The sequence below is a fragment of the Halarsenatibacter silvermanii genome, assembly GCF_900103135.1.
GTDB classification, from domain to species: domain Bacteria; phylum Bacillota; class Halanaerobiia; order Halanaerobiales; family Halarsenatibacteraceae; genus Halarsenatibacter; species Halarsenatibacter silvermanii.
This window is the reverse complement of record NZ_FNGO01000043.1, coordinates 1-6,697: the sequence shown is the minus strand read 5'-3', so window position 1 is coordinate 6,697 and position 6,697 is coordinate 1. Positions and strand designations below refer to the sequence as shown.

The 6,697-nt window shown below is 37.1% G+C and carries 9 protein-coding genes; 2 read left to right on the top strand and 7 right to left on the bottom strand.

Translation table 11 applies throughout. The annotated features are described in order from the left end of the window. The 3 genes from BLT15_RS12590 to BLT15_RS12580 form a co-directional block, all read right to left on the bottom strand. A partial coding sequence (locus tag BLT15_RS12590; protein WP_143423101.1) for a type II toxin-antitoxin system PemK/MazF family toxin occupies nucleotides 1-201 on the bottom strand: 201 nt, incomplete at its 3' end. Beyond that, nucleotides 201-473 (bottom strand): hypothetical protein, encoded by a 273-nt coding sequence (locus BLT15_RS12585; protein ID WP_089762368.1) that lies wholly within the window; start codon nucleotides 471-473, stop codon nucleotides 201-203. The genes BLT15_RS12590 and BLT15_RS12585, both read right to left, overlap by 1 nt. Nucleotides 474-503: 30 nt before the next feature. Further along, entirely contained in the window at nucleotides 504-914 is a 411-nt protein-coding gene (locus tag BLT15_RS12580) for a HEPN domain-containing protein (protein ID WP_089762366.1), read from the bottom strand. Between the two features lie 323 nt (nucleotides 915-1,237). Here BLT15_RS12580 and fumC point away from each other — a divergent pair, with 323 nt between their 5' ends. Next, complete coding sequence (fumC, locus tag BLT15_RS12575; protein WP_089762363.1) at nucleotides 1,238-2,653, top strand: class II fumarate hydratase; 1,416 nt, start codon at nucleotides 1,238-1,240, stop codon at nucleotides 2,651-2,653. Then, nucleotides 2,650-2,817 carry a hypothetical protein gene (locus BLT15_RS13355; RefSeq protein WP_159429962.1) on the top strand — a complete coding sequence of 56 codons (168 nt, stop codon included), beginning with the start codon at nucleotides 2,650-2,652 and terminating at the stop codon, nucleotides 2,815-2,817. The genes fumC and BLT15_RS13355 overlap by 4 nt, the downstream gene beginning before the upstream one ends. An 875-nt stretch (nucleotides 2,818-3,692) precedes the next feature. On the opposite strand, the gene BLT15_RS12570 is transcribed toward BLT15_RS13355, so the two are convergent. The 4 genes from BLT15_RS12570 to BLT15_RS12555 form a co-directional block, all read right to left on the bottom strand. Continuing rightward, entirely contained in the window at nucleotides 3,693-4,052 is a 360-nt protein-coding gene (locus BLT15_RS12570; RefSeq protein WP_089762361.1) for an HMG-box domain-containing protein, read from the bottom strand. Between the two features lie 480 nt (nucleotides 4,053-4,532). Further along, nucleotides 4,533-5,123: a tyrosine-type recombinase/integrase gene (locus BLT15_RS12565; protein ID WP_089762359.1), complete on the bottom strand. Its 591-nt coding sequence runs from the start codon at nucleotides 5,121-5,123 to the stop codon at nucleotides 4,533-4,535. Nucleotides 5,124-5,423: 300 nt separating this feature from the next. Next, complete coding sequence (locus BLT15_RS12560; protein ID WP_089762356.1) at nucleotides 5,424-5,714, bottom strand: helix-turn-helix transcriptional regulator; 291 nt, start codon at nucleotides 5,712-5,714, stop codon at nucleotides 5,424-5,426. Nucleotides 5,715-5,734: 20 nt separating this feature from the next. Then, a complete protein-coding gene (locus tag BLT15_RS12555) occupies nucleotides 5,735-6,100 on the bottom strand; it encodes a type II toxin-antitoxin system RelE/ParE family toxin (RefSeq protein ID WP_089762354.1) in 366 nt (121 codons plus the stop codon). Between the last annotated feature and the right edge of the window lie 597 nt (nucleotides 6,101-6,697).

Genomic DNA, 6,697 nt, shown 5'->3' with positions numbered 1-6,697 from the left:
TTTTTCCCCTGGCAAAAGCGCTTCTGTAGGATAAATCTTTCTTTCTTCCCCAGCAGTGGTTAATGGGAGAACAGTCACGATCGGTAAAGCCTGGTTTACTGCCTCTGAAGATATCACCAATACTGGACGGGTGCCTGCCTGTTCAGAACCTCGAGTTGGCTCAAGATCGGCCCAAAAGGTCTTCCACTGATAATCAGCCATTAGTCCGCCAACTCCCTGGCCGTATCTGAATCGACATGTTTAAAAGCCTTCATAGTGTTTTCAAGATCTTCCATAAACTGAGGATCCTCTGCAGCTTCCTCCATCTTTTGACGGAGAATTTCCTTTTCTATTTCTTGAGAAAACTCCTCCATGGCCCTCCGCACTCCCTCGTTCATTGACGATATATAATCCTGCTCGGAATATTTGCGGTATTTATTTACAAGCTCTTCTGGCAGAAAAAAAGTGTGATTCTTCTTTTCTGTGCTGGGCATATCAGTAACCTCCTTATAATAATTGTGTTTTCATATTGCATATTTATATTGTACATTATAATTGTATATAATACAACCCTGCAAATAAGGTCGTTTGAGTAGAGCCTTTTGAAGAATTTGGAAATATAAATCATGACTCCACCTGAAATCTATCTCTTTAAAAGATAAAATTGCTTTTAAGCATTTTTCTATGCATTGCTGGCTGTGAAAACCTATTATTGCTGTAAGCATTGGATATCTGTTTTCTGGGGAATCAAGCAATGTCTCTGCTGCCAGCAAATCTTCTTCAGAACAAACGATTATATCTATAGGCATTTTTCTATCTGATAATATATCATTTATTTTGCGACTGGTCTTCTTAATAGATTTAGAATTCTCTACTACATTTACTATTTCTGTTATATATTCATCAATCTCTTGTTTGCTTATTGTTCTTACCATTTTAATCACTCCTCTTTATTCCCTCATATCTTTACTTTCTGCCCAAATAATATCACATCTAAAATATAAATTCATCTTCTTATAATCACCCTTTCACTGCAGGGATATCACGATTCGCTTCCAAAAATCAGCTGACCTGCATCTTATAATTACCTTATCAATATTTTGAAAGATATGTAAAGAGCAGGAGATGGAAATCCAGTTTGTCATAGAATAGCCTGAATTCCTTTAAATTTCTGGATTTTTCTCCGGCAGTTTTGTAGAATGTAGAATAAGAAAGAACAATATGGCTTTGCCAGAGAGAGTGCTGGGGAGGAGTAATAATGAAATATCGCACAGAAGAAGATAGTTTAGGAGAAGTAAAGGTGCCGCAGGATGTTTATTATGGTGCTCAAACCCGGCGAGCTTCGAAGAATTTTAATATCGGTACAGAAACGATTCCTCTGCCGGTTATAAGAGCTTTTGGAATCGTTAAAAAAGCGGCAGCCCTGACGAATTATGAGCTGGGTTTTCTGGCAGAAGAGAAAAAAGATTTAATTGTAGAAGTGTGCGGGGAATTGATCGCCGGTGAGCTGGATGATCAGTTTCCTCTGGCCGTGTGGCAGACCGGTTCCGGCACCCAGACCAATATGAATGTCAATGAGGTAATCAGCAACCGGGCTATCGAGCTCGCCGGAGGGGAAATTGGCAGCAAAGATCCCATTCATCCCCATGATCATGTTAATATGTCTCAATCATCCAACGATACTTTTCCCGCAGCCATGTCGATTGCTTCCGTTAAATTGATCCAGAATGAGTTGATTCCTGCCCTAAAAACTTTAAAAGAAGCACTGCAGGAGAAGGAGGAAGAATTTGCAGAGATTGTCAAAACGGGCCGGACTCATCTCATGGATGCAGCCCCGGTTACCCTGGGGCAGGAATTTTCCGGGTATGCCAGTCAGCTAGAACATGGGCTGGAAGCGATTGCGGATGCTCTCCCGCATCTAAAGGAATTGGCCCTGGGAGCAACCGCCGTGGGTACAGGTTTAAATACTCATGAAGAATATGAGGAAAAAGTGATCAATAAAATAGCCTCTCTGACCGGAATAGATTTTGTCGGTGCTTCCAATAAATTTGAAGCCATTGCAGCTCATGATGATATTGTAAAAGCAAGCGGGGCTTTAAAAACAGCAGCGGGCAGTTTGATGAAAATTGCCAATGATATCAGATGGCTTTCTTCCGGTCCTCGCTGCGGGATCGGGGAGATTAATCTGCCGGCGAATGAACCGGGAAGCTCAATTATGCCCGGCAAAATCAATCCCACCCAGGCAGAGGCTTTAATTCAGGTTTGCATTCAGATAATGGGGAATGATACGTCCATAAATATCGCCGGAGGTTCGGGCAATTTCGAGTTGAATGTCTGCAAGCCGATAATTATCTATAATTTTCTGCAGAGTGTCCGGCTGCTGGCCGATGCCAGCAGATCCTTTACAGAAAATTGTGTGGTCGGTATAGAGCCCAACCGGGAAAAAATTCAGCAGTATCTGCAGAATAACCTGATGCTGGTCGCGGCATTGAATCCTGTTGTGGGCTACGATAAAGCAGCTGAAATTGCTCAAAAAGCCCATGAAGAGGAAATAACCTTGAAAAAAGCGGCGGTGAAGCTGGGTTATCTGACAGAAGAAGAATTTGAAGACCATGTTAACCCTGAAGAGATGACCCAACCAGCTGAGGATCTTTCGAAAGATAATAATTTTTGATCGAGAGCCTGCCGGCAATTGATTTTTTGGTGGAGCGCAAAAATAAAATGAAAAACCCTGGACCTAAACAAGCAGGGAATAGTTTTGATAAGAGCTGGCTTAACAGGCCAGTTTTTTTAATTTGTTCAGTAATTAAAATGGACAGGAAAGATAAAATGGCGTAAAACAGGAGATTATGTGTAATGTTTATTTTATAAAAGTATGGGTGAAATAAAAAGGCTGGAGCTATTAACTCCAGTCAGCAAAGAACTCAAAAAAAAGTATTAAATTTAGAATAGGTTTGAAAAGATAAATTGCGGGGAACGTTCATTTTACGCAAATTTTAATTATTATCGAAGATAGTACAACAATATAATATTTAAAATTTTTCCTGAAGGTTCAGAAATATTATTCAAAGGAGCAATTCAGCCCAAAATTATATAAGCAGCAAAGACATTGAAGAGTTAGCGCTCCTGCTTCAGGTAGGAGGTTGAAATGACCACCAAAAACCCGTGGTACGGGTAAAAAAGACCTTCAGAAAAAAATCTGGATCGCTTTAACTACCAAAAATACAATGGGATAGAAATATTCGTGGCAAAAAGTGTTCTGCAAGAAGTAAAGAGTCTACATTCCAAAATCGATTTAACAGTTTTATGGTTATTCAAAAGACTAAAATTAAAAAGAATCAGAAATCAAATAATTGAACTATCCAGAGCTGATTTTGCGAAATAAAAGTCAAAAGCCCTTTAAATTTTCATGTAGAAGTTTGAAGAGGCAGAAACATTATAACGGATATGAAAAAATGAGTAATATTTATACCTATTGTTTTTCTAAAGTACTAAAACAGGTCCCCAAATATAGCCTTGAGTTTATCGAGAATAGCTTCCTCATCTCTGGTTTTATTTAATGTCTGCCACAGAACAAGTAATATCAAAAGTAAAAATAAAATGGCTATAACAAATTCTCTCATATATTCATCTCAGATTCTTAATTGCTGTCTTTTAATAATCTGTTTACTATAGACCCTGCTGATTCATTTTTTGATGGGAATATAAATTTGCTAATTTGGCATCTCAAAGTCTAATACTTCTCGAATATATAAATCTTTAATAGTCTCATCTTCCCCCAATTCCTTATCAAATTCGGCTACCAATTCTTCAATCTCTTCCTCTTCAAATAGTATCCCATCTCTTTTAGCTCGTTTAATTACTAATTCAATATCAACATCTCCGAAAAATCTGTCTGCTCCCATTAGTATATATATAAAATTATAAGTGTCTATAAAACCTTCAACATATCTTTCTTTTTCTTCCTGGCTAAACTCATGCCATTCGCTACCTGTAACCTGTTCAAAACCTAAAGAGGTGCTTGTAAATAAAAATATAATCACCAATGAAAATAGTATTGATTTTTTAATCATTATGATTCACCCCTCTTTCCTTAATATTTCTGTGACTATCCATCTTTTCAAAATATAAATACTACTGTAAATATCAAAAATATTGGAATACTTGTAATTACTTTAGAATGAATTGTTATATCATAATTCAATATAGACCTGGTAAATCCTTTATAATATACTTGCTTATAATTGAGATTTTTATTTTTCTAACCGCTTGCACTGTTTCTGACAAGTCAAAAAATTAGAGATATTAATTTTATAGTCTCAGGGAGCTTGAGCTTTAATTTTTTATGAAGTCTTTTCCTTCTTCATGGTAGTTAATCATAAAAAATCTATCTGCTTATATTTCCGCGCAATGACCTAAACTACAACCTGCAGAAAAGATTTGCCGCTAACTATCGATATATGAACTGTAATAACCTCGTCTTCGTCCTATCAGTGCTTTTTCAACCCTAATATCGAATTATGTGTCAGCATTAGGTTAATCATAGATATATTTTAATCTCTTTCTCCACCACGAAAATTCTTCATAGCCTCCTCCATCTCCTCATCCACTATATGCGTGTATATCTGCGTTGTTGAAATGTCAGCATGCCCCAGCGCCTTCTGAACCAGCCGCAAATTTTTGGTCCTGCGGTAAAGATCAGTCGCAAATGTGTGCCGGAAAGTGTGCGGGCTTACATCTTTATTAGTGATCCCCGCTTTTTCAGTATAGTTATATACCATCGACCTTACATTCCTGGGATTTAATTGATTGCCCGTTTTGGTGGTAAAAACTAAATCCACTTCTTTTTCTAATTCTTCATTTTGTCTCCGGCGCCAGTTTTTAAGTTTTTCTAAAGTTTCTTCATTCAGCCAGACAATTCTTCCCTTTTCGTTTTTGCTTTCTCTAATTTTAATCTCACCCGTCTGCAGATTCACATCCTGCCAGCTGAGGTTGATAGCTTCCGATAACCTGAGACCGGCATCCAGCATTAATTTAATCATCATCTTATTTCGCTGCGAGGAAAAATATCTTTCATTGAAAACACCTAAAATTTTCTTCTGCTCTTCCTCAGATAACACATCAGGTATTTTTCTTTTGGGCACGATTTTGTCCCCCTTCTTTTTTTATCGATAATACGAGATATGAAGTTAATATGGAAGATGATGGTAAAAACAGCCGTTTTGTGTTTAAAACCCTATAATGAGGAATATAGGGTGTTATTCACTACTATATTAAGGGTATCCTACTCGAAGGCAAAAATCAATTATATTCGGGTATTATACACGATAATGGAAGAGAGCATTTTGGAAGAGAAAATTAAAAAAACTGGAGGAAAATTAACCTCCAGCTCTTGTTATTTGAATCTGTTTTGTAAGCTCAGAAACATTATATTTCAATCCAGATCAAACCAGTTCAATTTTTATCTTTTTATCTAAAGCCTTGGCTATTCTAATTACCGTGTCAATCCTGGGCTCACTCTCTCCATTTTCGATTCTGGATATTACAGCCTGTTTTGTTCCAGCCTTTTTAGCCAGCTCCTCCTGAGAATAACCTTTCTCCAGCCTTAACTCAAGTATCTTCTTTCTCAGCTCATAAACCGGGTCTTCTCCTTCAAATACTTCTCTCAGCTCTGGCCTTTCTTCCACCAGAACATCTATCGCTTCACTCATATCTCTTATCTCCATATCTCCCATTTTCCTTCACCTCCCTTTGCTCAATCCTCCAAGTCCTCAAGCAAACTTTTCTTTCTTTTTACAGCAGTTTTTATCTCTGATTCAGGCAATTCATCTGTCTTCTTTCTAAAACCATGGAGGAGAATATAAACTTCAATAGATTTCAGCCTGTGCCTGAAGAAAAAGATTCTAAATATATTTTTCCTATACTTGGCTCTGAAATACCATAGGTTATCATAACCCTTGACTCCACCCACCATTTCTGTATTGATCAGTTTCTCAAATCCTAAATCATTCAATAAGTTTATGTTTCTTTTTATCTTTTCAACTTCCTTTAGATCAAGTTCTTTAAGAAATTCATTTATTACATCTTTGTCCTCTTCCACTAGAAATTTAATTCTTTTCATGGTTACAATTTCTCATTCCTTCTTTCTATTACCTATAGATATTATAACTAATTAGTCATAAATAGTCAAACATTTTAAGCTAGAAAAAGTTCAAATCCATCTTTTGTTGGGATATTACTTTGTTTCTGCCAATTTAAACAAATAGCAAAATTTCTATTCAATTCATAAAATACCTGCAAGATAACTGCTTATATAAAATTAACCCGCTTATATCTCCGATCCATGTCCTATACCACAGCTTAGAAAGAAGATTTGCCGATATATTCCGATACACTGCCTGCAATTCACCCAGTTACCTTCCCATTCCTAAAATTCTTAAGTGCCTCCTCCATCTCATCATCAACAATGTGAGTATAAATCATGGTGGTGGATAAATCTGCATGTCCTATCTGTTCTATGCTACCATTAAAATCAAGTTGAACCTATTAAAATTACTTTACATTACTCCACTAACAGACTCGTCAAGCATTTCACTGAGGAGGAAGCGGAGGATGAAGTTGTTTATCAATATACCAATCGGTCGAAAAAGGTCCGGTGAGAGAATATTTTGAGCTCACCCGCGGAGGTTTTATCCTCTACAAAACCACCTTCACCTCC

Coding starts and splice junctions, on each gene's coding strand:
- BLT15_RS12585 (WP_089762368.1), bottom strand. CDS start 473: ATGCCCAGCACAGAAAAGAAGAATCACACTTTTTTTCTGCCAGAAGAG.
- BLT15_RS12580 (WP_089762366.1), bottom strand. CDS start 914: ATGGTAAGAACAATAAGCAAACAAGAGATTGATGAATATATAACAGAA.
- fumC (WP_089762363.1), top strand. CDS start 1,238: ATGAAATATCGCACAGAAGAAGATAGTTTAGGAGAAGTAAAGGTGCCG.
- BLT15_RS12570 (WP_089762361.1), bottom strand. CDS start 4,052: ATGATTAAAAAATCAATACTATTTTCATTGGTGATTATATTTTTATTT.
- BLT15_RS12560 (WP_089762356.1), bottom strand. CDS start 5,714: ATGGGAGATATGGAGATAAGAGATATGAGTGAAGCGATAGATGTTCTG.
- BLT15_RS12555 (WP_089762354.1), bottom strand. CDS start 6,100: ATGAAAAGAATTAAATTTCTAGTGGAAGAGGACAAAGATGTAATAAAT.